Source organism: Nocardia sp. NPDC050799 (assembly GCF_040654015.1).
Classification (GTDB): Bacteria; Actinomycetota; Actinomycetes; order Mycobacteriales; family Mycobacteriaceae; genus Nocardia.
This window is the reverse complement of record NZ_JBFAHF010000029.1, coordinates 1-22,600: the sequence shown is the minus strand read 5'-3', so window position 1 is coordinate 22,600 and position 22,600 is coordinate 1. Positions and strand designations below refer to the sequence as shown.

Here is a 22,600-nt window from a genome sequence, read left to right as displayed (position 1 = left end):
CGAACCATGACGGAGCGAAATGACTACAACCGTACTGGTCACCGGCGGAACTGGACGGCTCGGACGTGCCCTGGTGCCGCGGCTCGCCGCCGCCGGCCACACAGTGCGCGTGCTGACGCGCTCGACCCGCGCCCCCGCCGACTGGGAATGGGCGCGCGGTGACCTACGCACCGGGAACGGAATCGCGGCGGCGGTCACCGGTACGCAGGTGATCATCCACCTGGCCACGACAAATGGGCACGGCGATGTGGCTGCGATCCGCAACCTGATCGATGCCGCGGCAACAGCCGGAAAACCACACCTGGTATACGTATCGATCGTCGGCATCGACAAGGTCGCACTCGGCTACTATCGCGCGAAAGTGGACTGTGAGCGCCTCCTCGAGGAATCCGGGCTCCCGTGGACGATTCAGCGCACGACACAGTTCCACGACATGATCACCGCGATCTGTGATGCTCAGAGCAGGCTACCGGTAACGATTATGCCGTCGAAGGTGAGCTTCCAGCCGATCGACGTCACCGAGGTCGCCGATCGGCTCGTCGGTATCGCCGCGGGGCCGGCCGCGGCACGGATGCCCGACCTTGGCGGACCGCAGGTGCGTAGCGCGGCCGAACTGGCCCGCACCTACCTCAGGGCGATCGGACGTCGCCGCGCGGTGTGGTCGATTGCATTGCCGGGCAAAGCGATGCGCGACTACCGTGCGGGTTACCAGCTTTGCCGGGAGCGGGCGGTCGGACAGATCGCATTCGACGAGTTCGTCATGAGGGTTGCGTTGGAACGGAGTGGCCGATGAATCGGTGGGTGCGTACTGGTATCGGATTTCTCGCCGCGAGCCAGACCAGCGTCGGCATCTGGGCACTGCTCTTGCCGGTGAATTTCTTCTCGCTCGAAGTCGTCGGCATGGGAATGGCCTACAACGAGCACCTGATGCGCGACTACGGTGCCATGACTCTTGCCAGCGCGGTGGTGCTCGGCGTCGCAACAGTCCATATGGGACGGATACTTACGGTTGTCGCGTTGGCAATGTATCTGACGTGGGCGGTTCCACACTTTATTGTGCACCTGACGATGCTCGACCATATCGCTCCGTCAACGGGTGTGGTGCTGATCACAGCGCTCGGAGTGGCGGTCATACTATCGGCCGGGCTGCTGGTCTGTGTGGTGTCGAGCGGCAGCGGAATGCGTGGGCCCGGGCGATAGGCATAGACCTAAGTTATTGCGCTGTTTGCAGCGCTGCTGTTAGGGGCTGCTGCACAGATAGGTGATTGCGACCTGATCGTGCAGCAGCCCCGAGCGCGAAGTTGCAATCTTCGATTCGAAGCGCTCCCAGGTCAACTGCTCGAGCACTCTCATGCGATGGCCGACCTGCCGCACGAAGCCAACATCCTGCGCTGGGTATCGGTAGCTCCGCCCACCGTCCTGGCTTCACCGAGAACTGGAACGTGACGACGCCGAGTACCTGCTATCCGCATCCTCCACTGACCAGGGAGAACGGTGTGCAGATGTCGCGCCCGGCCCCGGATCCTTGCGCGGCGAAGGAGGTGAGGTTTGCCGCGTTAGTAAATTGTGATTTACTAACGCCATGGTCCGTCCTCGGGAAACGGCGAGCGATGAGTTGCTCGCGCAGGTGCATGAGCTACTCCTCGGGAGTGGTCTGGCCGGATTCACGCTCGGTGATGTCGCCGCCCGTGCAGATGTCTCTCCTGCAGCCCTCATCAAGCGTGTCGAGTCAAAGTCCCAGCTGGTCATCTCCGTTTCGGAGCGCTGGCCTGCCTCGATTGCACCGGGGCCGGCCTCCGCGATCTGCGGGACTCCGCATTGCGAACTCTACTTGTGGAAGGGTGGTAGCAGGAGACGCGAATCCCCGAGTCCGCAGTCGGAGAGGCTCGCGCGCAACTTCCGTTCGCTTCCGATCGCCGCAGGGCAGCGCGCATGTTGCGCGCCTTGGTAGCCGGTCTCCATTTTTCCTGGTCGCTCGCCCCTGTCGGCAGTCTGGTCGACAATGCACGCGACCGGCTCGTCACCCATATCAACTCATGGAAGGAATTCGGATGACTGCATCCAGCCGCCCCTTGGCAGGACGGGTCGCCCTGGTAGCCGGGGCTACCCGCGGTGCAAGTCGCGCGATCGCCGTGGAACTCGCGCGAGCGGGAGCATTCGTTTACGCAACCGGCCGAAGCAGTGCTTCTGCAGGGAGGTCGGAGATCGATCGGCCCGAAACGATCGAGGATACGGGCGACCTCATCGCCGCCGTCGGAGACGGGCGCGCGCTCGTCGTCGACCATCTCGACATATCGGCGGTGGCAGACCTGGTTGGACAGATCGAATCGGAAAAGGGCCGACTGGACATCTTGGTGAACGGTCTGTTCGGCGGCGACATCTATGCCCAGTTCGGCGACAAACTCTGGGAGCACAACCTGGAGCGAGGCCTACGTATGCTGCGACTGGGTATCGACGGCCATGTCATCACCGCGCACCAGATGCTTCCGCTGATGTTGCGCGAGCCGGGGTCGCTCTTGATCGAACTCACCGACGGAACTACCGAATACAACCGGTCCTATCGCAAGGACCAGGGATTCTTCTACGATCTTGTCAAGGCATCGACGGAGCGTATGACCGGCGCTCTCCAATACGAGATGGCCCAGCACGGCGGTACGGCTGTCGCGGTCACGCCGGGGTGGCTTCGCTCCGAAGCGATGCTGGACCTCTTCGGCGTCGGGGCGGACAACTGGCGCGAGGCACTCGCGGCCGAGCCACATTTCGTGATTTCGGAGTCGCCCGCATTCGTCGCGCGCGGAATCGCTTCGCTCGCAGGAGATCCCGATCGCAATAGGTTCGGGGGGTCTGTCGTTTCCAGCTTCGAACTCGCATCCCTCTACGATTTCGACGATATCGACGGCACACGCCCCGACGCCTGGCGTTACATCGTCGAGGTGCAAGATCGAGGGTTGCCTGCCGACGATTCGGGATTTCGTTGATGACAGTACAGGACGAGTTTTCGCGGATACCGATTACTCTCGACACACATACACCACGGCCTCGCGACATAATTCGAGTGAGTGGCGCCAGGGAGAACAACCTCGCGAACCTGTCTCTCGACATCCCCAAGCGATGTATCACAGTGTTCACCGGGGTCTCGGGGTCCGGCAAATCATCGCTGGTCTTCGACACAATCGCCAGGGAGTCGCAGCGGCTCATCAATGAGACGTACTCGTCGTACGCGCAGAGCCATCTGCCGCGCTTGTCTCGTCCGGATGTCGACGCGCTGGAAAATCTCGCCGCGACCATCGTCATCGATCAGAAACCTCCGGTCGCCAATGCCCGGTCGACTGTCGGCACATCGACGGATATCAACTCCATGTTGCGCATCCTGTTCAGCCGGCTCGGTCGACCGCAGACAGGGCCGGCGTCGTCGTTCGGATTCAACACCGCAGACGGTATGTGCCTTCGGTGTCAAGGGCTGGGCCTTGTGAACGACATCAGCGTCGAGGAGTTCGTCGACCGGTCCAAGAGTCTGAACGAGGGCGCGATCACCGTTCCGGGCTACCGCCCGGGTGGATGGCTCGTACGCCTGTTTATCGAGGCCGGCGGTCTGGATGGGGACAAGAAACTCGCCGACTACAGCGAGGTGGAGTGGCACGAGTTCTTCTACAAAGAAGCCGTAACGGTGCCTATGAATGGCATGAATACACGTTACGAGGGACTCTTGCCGCGAGTGCAGAGGACAATACTCTCCAAGGACAAGCATTCGGTGAAACCAAGTCTCCGTGCGTTCATGGAGCGGGCTCTCACCGATGAAGTTTGCCCAGAGTGTCGTGGGGCCAGACTCAACAGCACTGCGCTCTCGGCACGTATCAAGGGAAAGAATATCGCAGAGTGCTCATCGATGCCGGCACGCGAACTGCGCGTCTTCGTCGAGTCCATTCGTGATCCGAACGTGGCGCCGCTGATCCGAAGCGTCATTCAGTCGCTCGACTCCTTGATAGAGGTCGGCCTCGGATACCTGTCACTCGACCGTACGTCCGGCTCTCTTTCGGGGGGAGAGGCGCAGCGGATCAAGATGGTTCGCCACCTCGGCGCCGGCCTTACAGATCTCGTCTATGTATTCGACGAGCCCACCGCAGGCCTGCATCCTCACGACATCCGCCGGATGAACAACCTTCTCGTGCGCCTTCGAGAAGGTGGAAACACAGTTCTCGTCGTAGAACACCGGCCGGAAACCATCGCCATCGCGGACCACATCGTTGATCTCGGACCAGGTGCAGGTATCAACGGAGGCCACATCACATATCAAGGTTGCCTGGCCGGGCTGCGGAGCAGCGAGACGGTCACCGGTCGGCGAATAGATGACGCAGCCGCCATCAAAGAGTTGCCGAGGCGGGGTACGGGCGTACTGAGCATCGACGCTGCGAACACAAACAACCTACGAGACGTCAGCGTCGATATTCCGTTGGCCGCGCTCACGGTGGTTACGGGAGTTGCCGGGTCCGGTAAAAGCTCGCTGCTTCGCGATTCGATCCCGCGCAGTGAAAATGTCGTATTTCTCGACCAAGCGACCATCCGCGGATCGAGAAGAAGCAACCCCGCTACCTACACTGGTCTGATGGATGCCATCCGCCGGGCTTTTGCCAAGGCGAACGGGGTGAAGCCTTCGCTGTTCAGTTCGAACTCCGAGGGCGCTTGCCCGAGTTGTAACGGAAATGGTGTTTTATATACCGACCTTGCGATGATGGCGACTGTCGCCACACCCTGCGATGCGTGTGCCGGCAGGAGGTTCCGGTCGACGGTGCTCGAGTATCGTCTCCGTGGCGAGAACATCAGTGCTGTGCTGGCGATGTCCATCGTGAAGGCCAGAGATTTTCTCGGCGCGGACGTCGATTCGGCCATTCTGGACCGCCTGATCGACGTAGGACTCGGCTACATCACCCTCGGCCAGCCGTTGACGACTCTGTCAGGAGGGGAGCGGCAACGCCTCAAACTGGCGATCCAGCTGGCCGGGCCGGGACGTATCTATGTTCTCGATGAGCCGACAACCGGGCTACACCTCGATGACGTACAGCGGCTGATCGTACTTCTCGACCATCTCGTGGACTCTGGCCTCACGGTCGTCGCCGCCGATCACCATCGGGCACTGATGGCTCGCGCCGACTGGATCATCGAGCTGGGACCTGGTGCGGGGCAGGACGGCGGCCGCATCGTGTTCGAAGGTACGCCCACCGATTTGGTAACTGCGTCGCACACGGTAACTGCGGAACACTTGCGCAGTTATCTGGGGATGTGAATGGGCGTTGAGCATCCGCGCACTCGGTCGGCCGGCGGAGCCGGGCTCCGGGGTACCGAGGTAGTCCTCGTACCGAGTCCCGTGCGAGGATGGGACAGGGCCGCTGCCGTTTCCTACCTCTGTTCACCTGTCGCCGGGCGGCTCGATGTCCATGACAACAATTTTGTCCTGTCGGTAGTTGTCCAGGTCGGGACTGTTCCAGCATTCGCCGACTCGGATCCGGTGAAATCTGAAGGTGGCGTTGGTTTCGTTCGCGGCGATGATGAAGCGCACCGGAGCGGGCGGGTCGAGTCTGTACACAAGCCGGCCGACCACCCGCGCCAACGCAATGCCGTGCAGGAGTAGAAGCCGCTGGTCGTCCTCCACGATGAATGGCTGATCATCGATGATGGCGACGTCGACCGGAACGAAGTCCTCCAGATGGAATGAACTGTCGCTGCATTCCCAGCCGGTGAGGTCGGGAAAGAATGACGGCGCGTTGTCGACGCCGCCGGTGGAGTCGGCCCATGTTACTACTCGGCCTCGGTGGACGATTCCGCGCGCAGCCTGCTCACGAAGACCGGCGCTCAAACCTCCCGGTGGTTCCAGGGGTCCAACCGACAGCACGCCCACGGCTTCAGCCGCCAAATCGTTCAACCTCACCGATAACACGACGACAAGTATCTCGGTTTCCTCCGATGGATACGACCCGGACGTCCGAACTGAATATCGAGTACGCGGCAGGCATAGCCGGCGGCAGGGCGAGCGGAGATCGGGCCGACGGCGCCGGCAATTGTCGAATCACCGAAGCCGAGTGCGGATACGCCCACACCTGCCGTCCCACAGACACGAAATTTTGGCGCAGTCCGCCCTGGAATTGGCACGATGCCCGGGCCCGGCGACCGCTGATGAGTTCGAACGACATCGTCTGGCTTCATCGAAGCTACCGAGTGAAATGCCGGAAGTGGTTCTCGCCCAGTACTCGATGAGGTTCTCCGGATCGGAAGCAGCCATGTCGCGTCGGTCGCCAAGAGAGAAAAAGTCAGAGTGTCGCGGTGCGCGATCGTTCAGCGGCACAAGGGTAATGAAGATTTTCGCGCAATCCTCGCCAGATCGGCTGTAGTGCCGTAAGCTGATGCCCAGCAACCACCGGCACGGGGTCGAATGAATCATTCGTCTGATCAATCGGCAACTACTACCCGCGACGTTTTTTGTTGTGCATTATCAACGACTCGATCCATCCGGGAAAGCCATTGACAGTTCCTATCAAGCAACGGATCTCCGTGCAGAACTTCGCGAGCTTCGGCCCTCTTGTTGTGGGTATCCAGGTGACTCGCAGACTCCACGGCATTTTGCGAGATGTGACGCACTCGCCGCCGGTATCGAGTTCACGCAGTTCCGATCCGTGATCGGATCGTCATGGTTTTCGAGTCGCCAGCGACTCGAAGGGTCGGCCGACCCAATCTTGCTCAACTTCGATCTGAACCGATCAGCGGCTCGACAAGATGAAGAGGCGCGTTGTCGTTCGAATTACCGACAATGCGGCGGCTTCGATCGGCGCTATGCCCGCGATCGGAATGAAATATTCGTGGAAACCGTGCCGCCAGCGGCTCAGGATAAACACAAAGGCCGAATTCATCATGAAGATCATGAATCCGTCGGAGCCGAATGAGAAGCTCCTCTATGTATATGACCGGGGCAGCGGATACGAAACCGAATTACACCTTTCGGATGCGTTGTCGGCTCTGGTGCCGACCGACGATCTGGTCCATCCCGATCATCGACTATTCCAGATCGCGCACCTGGTCACCGAATATGCTTGGGTGGCAATACATCACACGATGTGTGGTATCGCGGAGGCACTCGCGCAAGATGAGCTGGTATCCGCGCTACGTTTGATCAAACGAGCGAAACGGTTGGCGGCGTGGCCGACCAGCAGTATCCGGATTCTGGTCGATACCCTGCCGCAAGCCAGTTTCCTGGAAATGCGTGCCGGTTTCCCGGAGGGTTCCTCAGGTCTGGACTCACCTGGGGCGCGTTCGGTACGCAAGGCTGCACACGTAGTCTGGGATACATTCGAGAAGACGCTGGCCGGCCACGGTTTTCAAATCGCCGACCTGACCTCGGCCACCGTGCCCGGTCATTCCGGCGCGCTCGGCACAGAGTTACTGGCGGAGATAGCGATGGAACTGCATCAGTTCGACTCCGCGATGGTCGAGTGGAAGCAGCTTCACCTCAACATGGTCTGGCAGTTGCTCGGCGGCCACCCCGGGGTCTCCGGGTGCCCCGCAGGCGATCCCGACCGGCCGAAGAGCATGCGGGGCAGGCCGTTGGCGGATCTCGAACGCCTCGCGGTCCGGCCGCTGTTTCCAGGGCTTTGGCAGGGGAGCACCGCGATGTACCGGTCCTTCGGCGGTGATGCGAGACTCGCGGGCTTGTCCCCGTCCGGTGCGAAGTAACGGAAGGCGACAGCCGTGACAGATACATCGACCACCGATGCGATGAGTGCACCTCGAGCGGGTTCGATTCCGTCCCCTGCGCCATTTCATTGGCTCACCTTCGATCTGAACTCGGTACTGCCGAAGGACTGGGACAATGAGCTGCTGAGCTTGGCCGCGAAGCGAGCCACCCGACACGGATTCCGTCCGACGATGACATCGGCCAGAGAGTCGGCCGATATCGAGATCGCGCTCGAGACGGTCGACGGGGAAGCCCTGTACGAGTGTGTGCCGTGGCTCTACGATCTGTATCTCGGCTGGTTCCGGACCCTGGCCGAGCGATACGCCGGAGAACCGTTACATCCCACCAGCACCCGCAATCGTGCACTGAGCCTCAATATTCTGCGTGGCGGCGACGTCCGCTACCCGTGTCATGTCGACAGCAACCCCGCCCAGGGCTTGCTGTATCTGACCGATTGCAGCGAGCAGACCGGCGGTGAGCTGGTGGTTGCTCGGCGCAGCACCGCCCGAGATGTCGCCCAGGTCGATGCCGACTGTACCGTGCTGTACCCGCGGCACGGTCAGCTGACTGTTTTCGACGCCCGCGAGCACGCGCACTATGTGCGGCCCATGCGTCATTCCGATGGTTTTCGTGCCGTGGTAACGATGAACTACTACTCCGAATCCTGTCCGGAGACGGCGCGTCCGTCCGGCCTCGACGAACAACTCTTCGGATCGAGCTCGCGATGAGTGGTGTGGTCCGCAGGCATGACCCGGGAAGACGCGGCTTCGCCAGCGACAACAACGCCGGAGTGCATCCGGAGGTGCTGGCGGCCATCGCGCTGGCCAACGGTGGACACCAGCCGGCGTATGGCTCCGATGACTACACCGTGCACTTGCAGCAGATCTTCAGGCGTCACTTCGGCGAGCGAGCCGTCGCGTATCCGGTCTTCAGTGGCACCGGCGCCAACATCATCACGCTGCAAGCGTTGCTGCCACGCTGGGGGGCGGTGATTGTTGCCGACTCTGCGCACATCTTCACCGACGAGTGTGGTGCACCTGAGAAGATGGCCGGAATCAAGTGCTATCCGGTGGCCACACCGGACGGCAAGCTCACCCCGGAAGTAATCGATCGGCAGGCATGGGGGTGGGGCAATGAGCACAGGGCACAGCCGACGGCCGTATCACTGAGCCAGTGTACGGAATTGGGCACCTGCTATTCCCCCGCGGAGATTCGTGCGATCTGTGATCATGCTCATGAACTCGGCATGCTCGTCCACGTGGACGGGGCGCGACTGGCCAATGCGGCCGCCTTCCTCGGCGAGCCGATGCGTCGGTTCACGACCGACGCCGGCGTGGACGCGGTATCTTTCGGAGGCACCAAGAATGGCTTGCTGCTCGGTGAGGCCGTCGTCGTGCTCGACTCCGAGAGAGTTCGTGATGTCGCCTATCTCCGCATGATGTCGATGCAATTGGCGTCGAAAATGCGGTTCCTCTCCGTCCAGTTCGAAGCGTTGCTCGGCGGCGACCTGTGGCTGCGCAGTGCTATGCATGCGAACGCGATGGCCACAAGGTTGGAATCTGCCGTCGTCGGCATCGACGGTGTCCAGCTCATGCGTCCGGTACAGGCCAACTCGGTTTTCGCGGTACTTCCACGCGAGGTCAGTGCACGGCTGCGGAAGCGCTATCCCTTCTATGTGTGGAACGAGCGTACCGAAGAGGTCAGATGGATGTGCGCCTTCGATACCACCATCGACGACGTCGACAACTTCGCCGATGCTCTCGTCGAGGAAATGCGGCACACATGATCCAGCGATGACCAGCCGCGACGACGGCCGAGCGGACCCTGCTCGGTACCGATTCGACGCCATGCCAGTCAGGAGATTTCGTGGATGTTCCGGGGTTGCGGCAGCGTTGTCGCGGGGAGGTTCTTCTTCCCGGGGATGAGGGATATGAGCGGGCTCGTGTGGTTTGGAACGGCAATGTCGACCGTCACCCCAGCGTGCTCGTTCGGTGTGAGCGGACCGAGGATGTCGTAGCGGCGTTATCGTTCGCCCGAGATTGCGAGCTCGAGGTATCTGTCCGCGGCGGCGGTCACAGTTTCGCCGGATTCGGGTTGAGTGAGGGCGGGGTCACCATCGATCTAACCATGATGCGATCGGTGGTGGTGGACTCATCCGCTCGACGCGCCCGCTGCGGTGGGGGAACCACCTGGGCCGAGTTGGACGCTGCCGGTCAGCGTTACGGGCTGGCTGTGCCCGGCGGTATGGTCAGCCACACCGGTGTTGCCGGTCTGACCCTCGGTGGTGGTGTCGGATGGCTCACCCGGAAACTCGGCCTCAGTTGTGATCACCTGAGCGGCGCCGAGGTGGTGACCGCGGACGGTCGGATCGTCCATGTCTCCGCCAGGGAAAATCCGGAGCTTCTGTGGGGACTGCGGGGCGGCGGCGGCAATTTCGGTGTTGTGACATCGTTGGAGTTCGCGCTGAGCGAGGTCGGTCCGGCAGGGTGGTACGCGATGTGCTGCTGGGGTATCGAGACGGCACCCGCGGTACTGCGTCTGGTGCGTGAGCTCTGCCGTGCGCTTCCCGATGAGGTGGCTGTGCTGGTCAACGGTATGAGTGCGCCGGTGGCGCCGTTCGTGCCCGAACGATTCCGGTGTATGCCGGTAATAGCGGTGGTCGTCGCCGGTTTCGCCGGGATGGAAGAGCCTACCGAGGTGATCGCCCGGCTGATATCCGTGGCGCCGCCGCTATTCGAGGTCCGCGACTCGGTCCAGTACGCGCGCCTGCAGCGGATGTTCGACGAATCCGCCGTATGGGGTATGCACACCTACCAGAAAGGACTTTACCTGGACGAGCTCTCGGATGACGTGATCGATCTGATCGTCGAGCGACTTCCGGAAAAGCATTCCGTCCATACGACTCTTTTCATCTTGGCCCTGGGCGGAGAATTCTCCAGGGTGCCGGAGGATGACACGGCATTCGGGGGAAGCCGAAAAGCTCGATTCGTGGTCAACATTCAGGGCACGACTGCCACCGCCGAGGAGCTGACCCCGGAGCGTGACTGGGTCCGTTCGCTCTGGCATGCGCTCACCCCATATGCCCACACCGCCGGATATGTGAACTTCATGTCCGACTACCAGCAGGACCAGGTACGCGCCAGCTACGGCGCGGCGAAATATGCCCGACTGACCCGGCTCAAAGCGATGTGGGATCCGCACAACATATTTCATCTCAATGTCAATATCAGCCCTGGAGGCGAGTAATGCTGCTGACCGGCAAGAAGATTTTGATCCTCGGGGTGCGCGCGGAGACCTCGATCGCCTACGCTGTTGCCCGGCTGGCTCAGCAACAGGGCGCGGAGATCGTGCTCACGAGCGACAATCGTCACTTCAAGCGCACTATGTCGGTGGCCGGTCGACTAGCGCAACCATGCGACGTGCTGGAGGTGGATGTTACGCGCGCCGAGCAGTTGAAGGCTGCGGCGCAGGACTTGGACGCCCGCTGGGGGCGGGTGGACGGTGTGCTGCATTCGGTCACCTTCGCTCCGCCGCGAGCGCTCAACGGCGGATTTCTGAACGCGGCGTGGTCCGATGCCGCGATCACGCTGCACACCACTGCCTATTCCTTTGTCGCCTGTGGCCGGGTGTTCGGGCCTCTACTTGCCCGAGCAGAGCATGGCTCGCTGGTGGGCATGGATTTCGATTCCGCGGTTGCCTGGCCCGGCTATGATTGGGCGGGCGTGGCCAAGGCCGGATTGGAGAGTTCGTGCCGCTACCTCGCGCAGGCTCTGGGCGCGCAGGGCACCCGGGTCAATCTGGTCGCGGCGGGGCCGCTGCGGACCCCTGCCAGTAGTGGCGTGGCCAGCATGGCAGCCATCTCCACCCATTGGTCCCGGCGGGCACCGCTGGGATGGGATGATACCGATACCGGGCCGGTTGCGCGGGTGGCGTGCGCGTTGCTGTCGGAATGGATGCCCGCAGTCACCGGCGAGATCGTGCACGCCGATGGAGGCGTGCACGCGGTGGGGATGCCATGGCCGGTGGACGGAGACCCCGAGCCCGACCTCGCCCACGAGACGCCACCTCACCCAGATCGGTTCGGAACCACCGACCAGGGGTGACCGAGCCGGCAGCGACCGCCGTGCGGCGGCGCCCTCTTCCCGTTTATCGTGATCAGCACCGCTCATGCCGTCGCGCCGAAGCGGCACGCGGCCCGCTCGGCAATCACCCTCGCAGCAATCCTCGATCCGTTGTCCCAAGTCTGCCGTCGGCGATATTCCGGCGATATAATTTGGATGGCGAAAGGGACTTATATGCGACCCGTTACTCGCAGTATTGCTCGGTGGATCGTCTTCGCCCGATGAGCGGCGACGATCCTGCCCGCACACTCGGCGAGTCGATAGAAATGGCCGTGGTGGACCTCGACCGCGGTCGGTTTCGAGGATGAGACGGAGGTCGGTCGTGGCAGTTTCGGTGTGGTCTACCGGTGTGTCCAGGAACCTCTGGACCGGATGGTCGCGGTGAAGGTGCTCGCGGCGGAATTCGATGAAAACAATCGTGCCGGGTTCGCGCCGGGAGCAACGCGCAATGGGCCGGTTGACCGGACATCCGAACATCGTCACTGTCCTGGAGAAGGGCGTCACCCCCCGGGGGCGCCCCTATCTGGTAACCCCGTTCTACCCATTGGGCTCGCTCGACACGTGGCTCCGACAGCACGGCCCGCTGCCTGTCGAGGACGTCCTGCGGATCGGTGTGAAGATCGCGGGGGCGCTGCAGAGTGCGCGGCTCGGAATCGTGCATCGGGATGTGAAACCGGGCAATATCCTGCTCACCGACTACGGCGAGCCCGCACTGACCGATTTCGGGATCGCGCACATCGCGGGCAGCTTCCGGACCGCGGCGGGCACCGTGATCGGGTCGCCGGCGTTCACCGCGCCTGAGGTGCTCGACGGGGCACCGCCCTCTTCCGGCGCCGATGTCTACGGGCTTGGAGCCACCATGTTCTGCGCGCTCACCGGGCACGCCGTATTCGAGCGGCGCAGCGGTGAGAAGATGGTGACCCAGTTCCTGCGGATCACCACTGCGCCCCGGCCCGACCTGGGTGACCGCGGGGTGGCCACCGATATCAGTGATCTGGTGGAAGCGGCGATGCACAGGAACAGTCGGGAGCGGCCGTCCGCGGCCGCCCTCGGAGAGGCCATCCGGGAGCTGCAACTTCGGCTTGGAGACCCGGTGGACGAGATGGCGTTCCAGGGCGGTTCCGTCCGCGCCGAGTCTCCGGCTGGATCCCGGCTACCGGCGCAGCGGAAACCGATCGGGCACGGTCGGACCGGGAATCTCCCGCTGGAGCTGACGAGCATGGTGAACCGGCGCACCGAGGTCGCCGAGCTGAAGAACCTGCTGGCGACCTCTCGGCTGGTCACCTTGACCGGAACCGGGGGTGTGGGAAAGACGCGGCTTGGGCTTCGGGTCGCATCGCAGGTGACGCGAGATTTCCCGGATGGGGTGTGGCTGACCGACCTCACCGAGGTTTCCGACCCCGCGATCCTGGTGGATGTGGTGGCCGCCGCAGTGGGGGTGCGCGACGAAGCGGGACGGCCGCCGATCGATGTTCTGGTGGAGCAGCTGTACCGGCGTGAGATTTTGCTGGTGCTGGACAACTGCGAACAGCTTGTCGACGCCGTTGCCGAGTTCGGCCAGGTTTTGCTGCAGGGCTGTGCGGGCCTGCGCATCCTGGCCACCAGTCGCGAGCCGCTGAACTTCGCCGGCGAGGCAGTGCTGTGGGTCGCGCCACTGAAGGTTCCCGACCCGAGCCGAGAGCCCTCTCTGGTCGGGTTACCTCGGTTCGACGCGGTGACTCTGTTCACCGAACGCGCAGCCGCGGCGGTACCAGGATTCGAGCTCAACGAGGATAACAAAGGCGCCGCGGTACGGATCTGTGCCCGGCTGGACGGGCTGCCACTGGCCATCGAGCTTGCCGCTGCTCGGCTCCGGACAATGACCCCGCAGCAGATCCAGCAGCGGCTCGAAAACCCGACCCCGCTGCTGACCCGGTCCAGCCGCACCGCCCCGACGCGCCAGCAGACACTGCGCTTGTGCATGGACTGGAGCTACCACCTGTGCAGTCCGCCCGAACAGCGGCTGTGGGCCCAGCTCTCGGTGTTCGCCGGAAGTTGCGAACTCGACGCGGTCGAGAGCATCTGCGATATCGATCCCGGCGCCGACAATGTGCTGGATGTGTTGTCGTCGCTGGTGGACAAGTCCATCCTGATCCGCGAGGAATCCGGCACCGCGGTGCGTTTCCGGATGCTGGAAACGCTGCGTGACTACGGCCGGCAGAAGTTGCGCGAGGCGGACCGGGACCTGGAGCTGCGCCACCGGCACCACGAGTGGTACGAACGGCTGGGCGCTGATGCTGCTGTCGGCTGGATCAGCGCCGAGCAACCGAACTGGATCGCACGCCTGACCCGCGAACAGCCCAACTTGCGACAGGCGATCGAGTACTGCCTGGCCGAGGACACCGAGGCTGCGGCCGACGCCGGAATGCGCATTGCTGCCGGGCTTTACGCGTTCTGGAACTTCCGCGGCCTCTACGGCGAGGGCCGATCATGGCTGCGGCGCGTACTCGCCCGGCCCCGATGGCATTCGGTACCCGACCGGATCGCAGCGCTCTGCGCGGCAGGAGGACTTGCCGCGCAACATGGCGAGTTCGCGGCAGCGGGTATCGCGCTGGCGGAAGCCCAGGATCTCGCCGGCCCGGCAGCCGCGCTGATAAGCCGGGCGCAGATCGCGTTCTTCGAAGGCATTTTGGCGCTCGCACGCGGCGAATCCGACGTGGCCCCCGGTCGTTTCGAACGCGCCGCAGAGCTCACCGAGTCGGACCCGGCCGGGTGGCTGCGAATGAGCGCTCTCACCCTGCTGGGCTGGGCCCACGAACTGAACGCGAATACCGACCGGGCGCGCGACTATTACCGCCGCGTGCTCGCGGCCACCGAACCCCGCCATGAGATACTGCATCGGGCGGCCGCGCTGCGGGGTGTGGGGGTCGCGGTATGGCGCGACGGCGAGCGTGGTCAGGCCCGGCAACTGCTGGAAGAGTCGTTACGGGTCAATAGTGGGCTGAACAGTACCGTCCTCAACATGTTCTGCCTCGAAGGGCTGGCTTGGATCCTCGATACGCGTACGGAAGCCGAACGTGCCGCGATCCTCATGGGGGCCGCGCAGGGACTCCGGCCGGCCGGGGCGCAGGTGACGACCGTATTCCACAACATGGCGGGGTTCCACGAGGAATGCGAGCGGGACGCCCGCGCGTCTCTGGGCGACCATCGGTACGACGTGGCCCATCAGCGAGGACGGAGCATGGACATGGACGCCGCCGTCGCCTACGCGCTCGGCGCACGGGCCGGTGAGGCGTCCGGAGCGTCGGCCGATGGGGCGCCGAAACTGACCAAGCGGGAACAGCAGGTGGCCGATTTGGTCGCGCGGGGACTCAGCAACAAGCAGATCACGGCCAAGCTGGTGATCTCGCAGCGCACCGCTCAGGGCCATGTCGAGTACATCCTGACCAAGCTCGGGTTCACCTCACGTGCCCAGATCGCGGCCTGGGTCGTGGAGAATGCGCAGTGTCGAAGATCGGGGGTCCGGCAGTAGTTGCCGAAAGTCCAACGATATCGACATGTCGCCTGTCAGAGGCTGATCTGCCGGCGCGCGACCGCGCTGAGGACGATGCGGGATGGAGAACGTGGGAAAAGCCGTGGCCGGACTGGCGTGATGGTGCTCCAGAGGATCTGCAGCCGCATCTCGATCGGCAGGTCGATGACGCTACTTCCCGGCCGTCACCGACACCGGCTGATCCGGTAGGAAACGCGGCCGCGGCGGGAGCCGTCGGGTGACCGGCGCCGGGTAGTGTGACCGGCTCCGCCGAGCGCTGCCGTTGTGTCGGCGGACTCGCGGTAGACGGGCCTCTGCCGATGCCGGCGCGTTCGGCGATGGCCGCGCCCGCGGTGCGGGGCCATCCGGTTTCGAGGTTCGGCTCGGCGGCTGCAGTGAGGATCCTGCCGCGCGGGTCGGCGACTGGCGGGCGGGGCATACGGCTCCTGCCGTTGTAGTGACCAGAAGTTGAAAATCGGTCACTACATTCGCAGGTTCGTGCTCAGTGCATCGTGCGCGGCGATGACGCGAGCGTTGGCTCGCGGACGGCGGGAGGGTTGTCCGCACCGCGCTCACTCGGCGGGCGCTCGGCTTGCGGGGTTTGTAACTTATGATTTACTAACTCCATGGCCCGCCCACAGGAAACGACAAGCGATGCGCTGCTTGCACACGCACACGAACTACTCCTCGAACGTGGAGCCGCCGGATTCACGGTGGGTGATGTTGCTGCCCGTGCGGGGGTCGCTCCTGCAACACTGATCAAGCGATTCGGGTCCCGGTCTCAAATGATCATCGCTGTTTCGGAGCGGTGGCTGGCCTCGATAGAACCGGGGATGGCTTCCGCGATGCGTCCTTATGACGATCCCGTGGAACGTCTCGTCGCCGGCGCGCTCTGGGATACCTCCACTTTCGACCACGCGTACAGGGCGAGCAGTCAGCTGTCCGCATTCGCGGAAGATCTGCGGGACCCCGCGTTGCGGACGTTGCTTGCGCAAGGGTGGGAGCGGGAGATTCACATCCTCGAGTCCGCGGTGGAAGCGGCCCGTGTGCAACTTCCATCCGCTCCCGATGGTCGCAAAGCAGCGCGAATGCTGCGCGCCCTGGTAGCCGGTGTTCATCTTTCCTGGTCACTCGCCCCCGTCGGCAGTCTGGTCGACGACGCACGCGACCAGGTCACCTCACTTGTCGGCCTCTGGAATGGCAGCGCCGGCGTTGTCGCTGTGGCTGCGGGCCGAGGGGGTGATGGTGGCGGCGAATTAACGCTGAAATGAGAGGATTCGGAAAGTGAACGGCCTGGGACGGTTTTCGGTGGGCCCCCCACCCGTGGCGGCGCAAGGACGAGCCCCCTTCAAGGGGGGTGATCTACCTCACCGTCACGCTTTCCGGCGGTATCTCGTCTCATCCATGTATATCCCACAACAACGATGGAGTGGTCTGGATGTTTGAGTTCCCGGAACTCGTGTGGCCCGTTCTCGTCCTGGCGTTGATTCAGTTCGGCGACGCGATCATGTGTATCAAGCCGTTGCAGTTCATCGCCGATTGCTTCGAAGGGGTGAATTGGCCCAGGCGATTGTGGTGGATAGTGCCGCCCGTCAAGTTCGCAGCCGCGGCGGGACTGATTCTGGGGCTTTGGGTGCCGTATCTGGCTGCGGTGACGTGCGTGGCACTCGTCCTGTACTTCGTCGTGGCTATCGGGATGCATATCGCAGCCCGGGATTTCGGCCGGAATCTTTTTCTGAATGCGGCATCGATGTTGCTGATCTGCGTGGGCGTCGGCGTACTGGCGTTCCTGATGTGACGATATATTTCTCGGTCTCGGGATCTTGAGTGAGGTGCGGAGGTGTGCGCGACGCAGGTGGGCATCGGGTGAGCGAGCCGGGGTGGGTCGATTCGGGCGAGATGCGCTATATCAGCGCGGTGAAACTGAACATCGTTGCCGACGAACTGGCGCAGATGGTGTTGGAGTCGAAGATAACTCGGGCCCGCTGGGGCGGCTGCCGAGATGGTGAGAAGCCCAACAAGATTTCCGCCGAGACCTACGTGCCGAGTGCGGAGCACGGCATGAAGAGGTCCAAGAATCTGGTGGTCGTCGTTCACGCTTGTAGGACAGAGATCCGCTGAGGTGGGAGTGTGCTGTGATCGGTTCCGGAAATCCGGAACTCGCGGAGCTGGCCGATCAGATCGTCACGGGGCTGCGTGAAATTCTGCCGGACAGGCGAAGCCGGTTCGAGGCCGCGTTCGCGATGACCGTTGTCGCCGAGTCGGCGCTGTTCCTCGCCGATGACGGCGACCATCCGGTCCGGTGTCAGGTGTCGGAGGCGGTGTGGGAGTTGGTGCGCCGGCATCGGGCCCTGTCCGCTGCCGTCGAGGACGGGCCGTGGTGGCGGCTGGTGGTGCACGTCGATACCCATGGGGCCGAGGTCGTCACCGATCGGGGCGCGGAGCCGTTTCCCGGTGAGCAATTGTTCGCGCCGCAGGCGTATCTGGCGGATCTGGAACGGTATCCGCGTAGTCGGCTACCCGTGTGGCTGGCCGCCTACCTCGGGCGCGGTGAATCCCAGTCGAGGTCACCGCGCGCGGCCGCGGACGGTGTGCGCGCGGATCGGAGTGCGGGTGTGCTGGCAGTGCCGGTGATCGGCGAGTTGCCGGATCTGGCGGTGGTGTGGGCCCGGTGGGCGGTGCTGGCCGCGGCCTTTGTGGCGGCCGGATCGGAACGAGGCCCGCGGATCGGCCCGTCGGTCGGCATCTTCGAAAGTTCGGGACACAGCGGTTCGACGTTGACACTGCTGCCCGGCGATCGAGCGGTGCTGTCGGGCGGTGTTTGGAATGCGCCGGTCTTGGAAGCCGCCTACAACGGGAACGGCGCGATGCCGAAATTATTTGCCGGAGCGCCGGATTGGGTGACCGACCCGGTACTCAACCCGCGCGTGCTGACCGGCATGCTGTCGTTTTGCTACTGGTGGGACCAGGGACAGTGGTACCGCGGCGAATCCGCTCCGATGGCGGAATGCGCGCCTGCGTTGCCCGCCGTGTGGACGGCCGATACGGTGGCGAAAGTGGTGGCGGGCGTGCTGGACGGCCCCTCGCCGGACGCCGCTGAAGTGCTGGTGTCGGCCGCGCAGGCCGCGGCGGTGACCCGCGCGGCGATCGCGCAAGTCGTCGGTGCGGACGCCGAGGTCGATGTCGACGGTGCCCTGTTCCAGTTCGTGCTCGCCGATCTGGTCGCCGGTGACATCGTGGGGATCCGGGAAGAGGAGGCACTGAACCTCGTCCGTGATTACATCCGCAGCCGGGGTCACGACACGACCGGGTTCCCGCTCTCGACGTTGCGGGCCGAGCGGATCAGCGTGGGCTGGATGGTGCGATCACCGGTGCCGGATGGTGAGATCGCGCTCGACCGGGCGGTCTTCTATATCGCAGACGATGGTGTCGTGGAGCGGTCGAGCTCGTCGGTGCCGCTGTCGGCGTTCATCACCGATTTCGAGCGCCGGTTCCGGCTGCGGACCGGCGGACCGATGCCCGCCACCCGAGGTGGGAGATGAGCGGCGAACTGCGACTGGACTTGGATGGCCTGCGCGAGCGCGGCGCGCGGCTGGCCGATATCGCCGAGCGGGTGCAGCAAACACACGCGGGCCTGCAGTCCTGCTTGCAGCAGGCGGAAGGCAGCTTCGGCGACGACTATATGGGGCGCACCTTCGCCGAGCAGTTCACGCCGCGCGCCGAACAAGTGGTTTCCACCGTGGAGGCCATGGCGGAAGGAATGCGCGGTAACGCGGCCGGAATCATCGGCGCCGCGAACGACTTCGGTGCACAGGACATCGACGGCGCCGCGCGGGTGGCCAGGGCGGCACCCGACCCGGGGTCGGGGCCGACCGGCCCCGCCGAGTCGTCCACGGATGGTGCGGCCGGCCCGCAATCGCCGGTCGATGGACCTCGGCCGAACCCATCTGATCGGGGTGCGGTGGCACCGGAGCAGAATTCGCCGGTGTATCCCGGCGGCGGGCCACGGAGCACCGACCAACTCCCGGCCGGTGGGCACAATCCGCCCGCTAGCGCACCGGCATCGGACGGATCCCCGGGGCGAGCCGCTGCGGACAGCGGACCACGGTCCGAGTCGCCGTGGAGTCGTTCCCGGCCCGAATCCGGTCCGGTGGGCAACGAGGTGACCGGCGCCCCGGGCCGGCGGTCCGGACCGGCGGTGCCGCCACCGTCCGCCGCGGTCTCGCCCCCGCCGGTAGCAGCCCCCTCGCGGAATACGCCCCAGACGTCGGGAGCACCGTCCGGCACCCCCGCCGCGGGACCCGCGGGACGGGCCGGAGCCCCGTGGACCGAGACGCCGCCCCGCACGCCCGCCCAACCCGGGTCGCCGGGTTCCCCTGGAAACGCTGGAAGGCCCGCAAACACCGGGCAGGCTCCGCCGCAGGGTCCCGCATCACGACCGAACGCACCGGGCGGTGACAATGGCCGTGACCGTGATCGGCGCGGCGGCCGCGGGCGGTCGCTGGCCGATCCGGCAATCGAACGGCTGGCGCGCGAATTGGCCGAGCGGCACGGGGTCGAGGTGACAGGTTTCGATGCCCCCGATCTTCAGCTCGCGCCGGTACAGGAGTTCGTGACCGCGGTGGACCGGGTCCTCACCGACTACCCGATGATCGTGCTCGAGATCGTCGCGGTGGCCGAGCTCGAGGATCAGCTCGGCACGGTGCGGTGGGCGGGTGCGCCGCCGGACAGCGAAGGCGGTGCCCGGTCGATAACTCTCGACCGGCGCGCCGCACAACAGCCGCAGGCACCTGCCCGATCATCCCGGCCACCCGCAGGCCCGCAGGATGCCACCGCCGATACCGGGGAAACGGGCGCGACGACACAGCCGGATATCTACACGGCCACCTTGCGGGCATTCGGCCGGGCTTTCGACGCGGCCGGTGGCGGTGTCGCACACCGGCGGGCGCAACGCGTTCTGATCTCGGAGTACCTGAACACCCTGCCGCGTCCGCGCCCTGCGCTGTCCGAGTTGGTGCGCGGTTATCGGGAGTGGCGTGCCGAGTTGTCCGGGAATGCCACGGAGCCGAGCGAGTTCGATGTGGCCGAGGCGCTCGGTGTGGCGTTCGCCGAGGTGGTCCGGCACGGCGAGAAGGCCGGTATTCAGGCACGACTGCTGCATGCGGTGCTGGTCGCCGCGGCGGCCCGTCTGGGGTAGGTCGAGGCGATGGACGGTTCGCTGTTCAGCCCGGTGGTGCAGCTGCGCAATGCCTTCGAATGCCTGCCGGGGTTCCTGCGGGCTCCGATCGAGTTGGTGGTGTTCGGCGGGGAGCTTCCCGGCGCCGACATTTCCGGGATGCGCCGGATGGTGGCCGAGCTGCGTGCCTGCAGTCTGGAGCTGGAGGGTCATGCGGCCGATATCGACAGCCTGTTGACGCAGGAGGATTCGGTAGGTGAGACGGCCGAACAGTTGCGTGAGGCATTGAGTTCCTATCGACAGGGCGCGGCTCGGCTCGGCACGGATGTGAACGCTCTGGCCGATCAGGGACAGGCGGCGGCCAATGATGCGGAGAAGTGGCTGTGCGTGATGTTCACGTTCGGCATCCACCTGGCGTGGAGGATCCACGGTTTGCTGGCCGCCGCCGCGGCGTCGGGGCCGGGCGGTCAGGTTGCGGCCGCGCCGGCGATGGAGTCCACGTTGGTCCAGGGGCGCGCCGAGGTCGCCGTGATGCGCGCGAACCTACAGCGGGCCATTCAGGCGGGTGGGGCCAAGGCGGCAGCCCAGCTGAGCGGTATGGGGCCGGCGCAGTTCGCCAAGTGGATGGGTACGGCGGTCGCGTTGCCCGTCGGTGTCGAAGTGGGTGTACAGGCGCTGCAGGTCGCCACCGGGGACAGAGAACTCGAGATCATCGGGGAGGACGGTTCCAACCCCACGGGCATCGATTTCAAATCGATCGAGGTCGCTGCCGTGTCTGCCGGGGGCGGAGCGCTGGGCGGCATGCTCGCGGGCCGGTTCGCTCCGATGGTGTTCCCCCAGGTCGCCACCAGTCGTCTGGCCATGGGCTTGGTGCACGGTACGGCCGGGGCGATCTCGGGCCTCGGTGCGGCCGCCTTGGTTGCTGGTTGGCCGCAGCATTACACGGAGGTGCTGGGGCCACTGCTCAACGGTGCTTTCTCCGGGGGCGTATATGCCCAGAGCGCCCGTCCGCCGGCGATCGACGGCGGCGCACCGTTCACGCCGCCCGATGCGATCTCGGCAGGGCACGACGCGGAAACCACAGCGCCTCGGCAACCGATCGAGATATCGACGGAATCGAAACGAGCGTGGGAGGCCGCGAAGCAGACATGGAAACCGGCTGCGGAGACCGCGAACACCGCAGGTGAGCATGGCGGGCCTCCCGCCGAGGTGGCGGGGAAGGCAGAGGCCGCGCAGCCACATTCACGGAGTGGGCAACAGGCATCGGCTTCGATCGACGGGGCGGGGGCTGGAACACCCACCGCGACCGGTGGTCGACCGCCGGAGGGAGCCGCCGGTCGAGGGTCGGGATCACAGGCCGCCGCCGGTGCCGTCTCGTCCGACGCCGCCGCGGCTCGGCCGCGTTCGGAGGCGACCACAACGGTCGACCGGCCGCAGGCGGACAAGCCGGCCGCTGCTGGGAGAGCGTCTGCGCCGCGCTCGGTCGAGGCGGTTGGCGAAACCGCGCCGCCGCCGAAGGTCTCGACGGACGCGCGACCGGTCGGCGGGGTTCCCGAAACGGCCGGTGCTCCGGGCCGGGCGCACGCCGCGGTCGCGGACGGTGCCGGCACATCGGCACGGCCGCATCCGGTCGCCGAGGGCGATGCGGGGACGTCGGGCGCCCGCGCCGAACACGGATCGCCGGGTGGCGACGAGCCTGCGACCGCGCAGCGAGATGCAACTGCCGAGCAGTCCGGCCGAGAACGACCTGAGAGCTCGGGCCGGACCGAGACGGACGGCACCGACACGCCTGCTGCGGGCGACCATTCGGCCCCCGTGCGCGGCGAACAGAATGTTCCCACCGATCACGACAGTCTCGCCGAAGCCGCCGGTCTGCCGCGCAGTGACCGCGATCGGGCGGTCGATCTGCTGATCGACTTCCATCAGGCCTCCGCTGAGCATGTACCGGAAAGTCAGCGCCTGTCCAACCTTGCGGACGACGTGTTGAAGGCCGGACTACACGGCGGTGATGAGCACCAGTCGATGCTGGCGACAGTGGAGGTCATCCGGCGCGGCACGGTCAGTGACGCGGT

The 22,600-nt window shown here is 64.8% G+C and carries 16 protein-coding genes and 1 pseudogene; 16 read left to right on the top strand and 1 reads right to left on the bottom strand.

The genetic code is table 11. From position 1 onward, the window contains the following. The first annotated feature begins 19 nt into the window (after positions 1–19). The 4 genes from AB0H42_RS25875 to AB0H42_RS25860 all read left to right on the top strand — a co-directional run bounded on the left by AB0H42_RS25875 (position 20) and on the right by AB0H42_RS25860 (position 5,281). Positions 20–793, top strand: a complete 774-nt coding sequence (locus AB0H42_RS25875; RefSeq protein ID WP_357060305.1) for an NAD(P)H-binding protein — start codon at positions 20–22, stop codon at positions 791–793. Beyond that, positions 790–1,200 (top strand): hypothetical protein, encoded by a 411-nt coding sequence (locus AB0H42_RS25870; protein WP_357060303.1) that lies wholly within the window; start codon positions 790–792, stop codon positions 1,198–1,200. Before AB0H42_RS25875 ends, AB0H42_RS25870 begins: the two co-directional genes overlap by 4 nt. Positions 1,201–2,051: 851 nt before the next feature. Beyond that, positions 2,052–2,978 carry an SDR family oxidoreductase gene (locus AB0H42_RS25865; protein ID WP_357060301.1) on the top strand — a complete coding sequence of 309 codons (927 nt, stop codon included), beginning with the start codon at positions 2,052–2,054 and terminating at the stop codon, positions 2,976–2,978. Positions 2,979–3,004: 26 nt separating this feature from the next. Beyond that, positions 3,005–5,281, top strand: coding sequence for an excinuclease ABC subunit UvrA (locus tag AB0H42_RS25860; RefSeq protein ID WP_357060483.1), 2,277 nt, complete (start codon positions 3,005–3,007; stop codon positions 5,279–5,281). A gap of 123 nt (positions 5,282–5,404) precedes the next feature. Here the strand turns inward: AB0H42_RS25860 and AB0H42_RS25855 are convergent, their stop codons facing one another. Further along, complete coding sequence (locus AB0H42_RS25855; protein ID WP_357060299.1) at positions 5,405–5,908, bottom strand: hypothetical protein; 504 nt, start codon at positions 5,906–5,908, stop codon at positions 5,405–5,407. A gap of 857 nt (positions 5,909–6,765) precedes the next feature. Here AB0H42_RS25855 and AB0H42_RS25850 point away from each other — a divergent pair. The 12 genes and pseudogenes from AB0H42_RS25850 to AB0H42_RS25795 form a co-directional block, all read left to right on the top strand. Continuing rightward, complete coding sequence (locus tag AB0H42_RS25850; protein ID WP_357060297.1) at positions 6,766–7,719, top strand: hypothetical protein; 954 nt, start codon at positions 6,766–6,768, stop codon at positions 7,717–7,719. Positions 7,720–7,911: 192 nt separating this feature from the next. Beyond that, positions 7,912–8,448: a 2OG-Fe(II) oxygenase gene (locus AB0H42_RS25845; protein WP_357060294.1), complete on the top strand. Its 537-nt coding sequence runs from the start codon at positions 7,912–7,914 to the stop codon at positions 8,446–8,448. Beyond that, the gene (locus tag AB0H42_RS25840; protein ID WP_357060292.1) at positions 8,445–9,506 is read left to right on the top strand and encodes a low specificity L-threonine aldolase; all 1,062 of its coding nucleotides are present in this window, start codon (positions 8,445–8,447) and stop codon (positions 9,504–9,506) included. Before AB0H42_RS25845 ends, AB0H42_RS25840 begins: the two co-directional genes overlap by 4 nt. Positions 9,507–9,586: 80 nt before the next feature. Beyond that, positions 9,587–10,966 (top strand): FAD-binding oxidoreductase, encoded by a 1,380-nt coding sequence (locus AB0H42_RS25835; RefSeq protein ID WP_357060290.1) that lies wholly within the window; start codon positions 9,587–9,589, stop codon positions 10,964–10,966. Next, positions 10,966–11,823, top strand: coding sequence for an enoyl-ACP reductase FabI (fabI, locus tag AB0H42_RS25830; RefSeq protein WP_357060287.1), 858 nt, complete (start codon positions 10,966–10,968; stop codon positions 11,821–11,823). Before AB0H42_RS25835 ends, fabI begins: the two co-directional genes overlap by 1 nt. Before the next feature lie 424 nt (positions 11,824–12,247). Beyond that, entirely contained in the window at positions 12,248–15,352 is a 3,105-nt protein-coding gene (locus AB0H42_RS25825) for a protein kinase (RefSeq protein ID WP_357060284.1), read from the top strand. Positions 15,353–15,978: 626 nt separating this feature from the next. Further along, the gene (locus tag AB0H42_RS25820) at positions 15,979–16,623 is read left to right on the top strand and encodes a TetR/AcrR family transcriptional regulator (protein ID WP_357060281.1); all 645 of its coding nucleotides are present in this window, start codon (positions 15,979–15,981) and stop codon (positions 16,621–16,623) included. Between the two features lie 167 nt (positions 16,624–16,790). Then, positions 16,791–17,150 (top strand): DoxX family protein, encoded by a 360-nt coding sequence (locus AB0H42_RS25815; protein WP_357060278.1) that lies wholly within the window; start codon positions 16,791–16,793, stop codon positions 17,148–17,150. A 44-nt stretch (positions 17,151–17,194) separates the two neighbouring features. After that, on the top strand, positions 17,195–17,473 hold the full coding sequence (locus AB0H42_RS25810) for a hypothetical protein (protein WP_265807600.1): 279 nt from the start codon (positions 17,195–17,197) through the stop codon (positions 17,471–17,473). Positions 17,474–17,487: 14 nt separating this feature from the next. Beyond that, a complete protein-coding gene (locus tag AB0H42_RS25805; RefSeq protein WP_357060275.1) occupies positions 17,488–18,894 on the top strand; it encodes a hypothetical protein in 1,407 nt (468 codons plus the stop codon). Beyond that, the gene (locus AB0H42_RS25800) at positions 18,891–20,549 is read left to right on the top strand and encodes a hypothetical protein (RefSeq protein WP_357060272.1); all 1,659 of its coding nucleotides are present in this window, start codon (positions 18,891–18,893) and stop codon (positions 20,547–20,549) included. The genes AB0H42_RS25805 and AB0H42_RS25800 overlap by 4 nt, the downstream gene beginning before the upstream one ends. 9 nt (positions 20,550–20,558) lie before the next feature. Beyond that, positions 20,559–22,600: pseudogene (locus tag AB0H42_RS25795) on the top strand (hypothetical protein); the annotation flags it as partial.

What these genes read in the sequence shown, in the direction of transcription:
- fabI (WP_357060287.1), top strand. Translation starts at nt 10,966, where the DNA reads ATGCTGCTGACCGGCAAGAAGATTTTGATCCTCGGGGTGCGCGCGGAG.
- AB0H42_RS25820 (WP_357060281.1), top strand. Translation starts at nt 15,979, where the DNA reads ATGGCCCGCCCACAGGAAACGACAAGCGATGCGCTGCTTGCACACGCA.
- AB0H42_RS25840 (WP_357060292.1), top strand. Translation starts at nt 8,445, where the DNA reads ATGAGTGGTGTGGTCCGCAGGCATGACCCGGGAAGACGCGGCTTCGCC.
- AB0H42_RS25825 (WP_357060284.1), top strand. Translation starts at nt 12,248, where the DNA reads ATGAAAACAATCGTGCCGGGTTCGCGCCGGGAGCAACGCGCAATGGGC.
- AB0H42_RS25870 (WP_357060303.1), top strand. Translation starts at nt 790, where the DNA reads ATGAATCGGTGGGTGCGTACTGGTATCGGATTTCTCGCCGCGAGCCAG.
- AB0H42_RS25800 (WP_357060272.1), top strand. Translation starts at nt 18,891, where the DNA reads ATGAGCGGCGAACTGCGACTGGACTTGGATGGCCTGCGCGAGCGCGGC.
- AB0H42_RS25875 (WP_357060305.1), top strand. Translation starts at nt 20, where the DNA reads ATGACTACAACCGTACTGGTCACCGGCGGAACTGGACGGCTCGGACGT.
- AB0H42_RS25845 (WP_357060294.1), top strand. Translation starts at nt 7,912, where the DNA reads ATGACATCGGCCAGAGAGTCGGCCGATATCGAGATCGCGCTCGAGACG.
- AB0H42_RS25865 (WP_357060301.1), top strand. Translation starts at nt 2,052, where the DNA reads ATGACTGCATCCAGCCGCCCCTTGGCAGGACGGGTCGCCCTGGTAGCC.
- AB0H42_RS25815 (WP_357060278.1), top strand. Translation starts at nt 16,791, where the DNA reads ATGTTTGAGTTCCCGGAACTCGTGTGGCCCGTTCTCGTCCTGGCGTTG.
- AB0H42_RS25850 (WP_357060297.1), top strand. Translation starts at nt 6,766, where the DNA reads ATGAAGAGGCGCGTTGTCGTTCGAATTACCGACAATGCGGCGGCTTCG.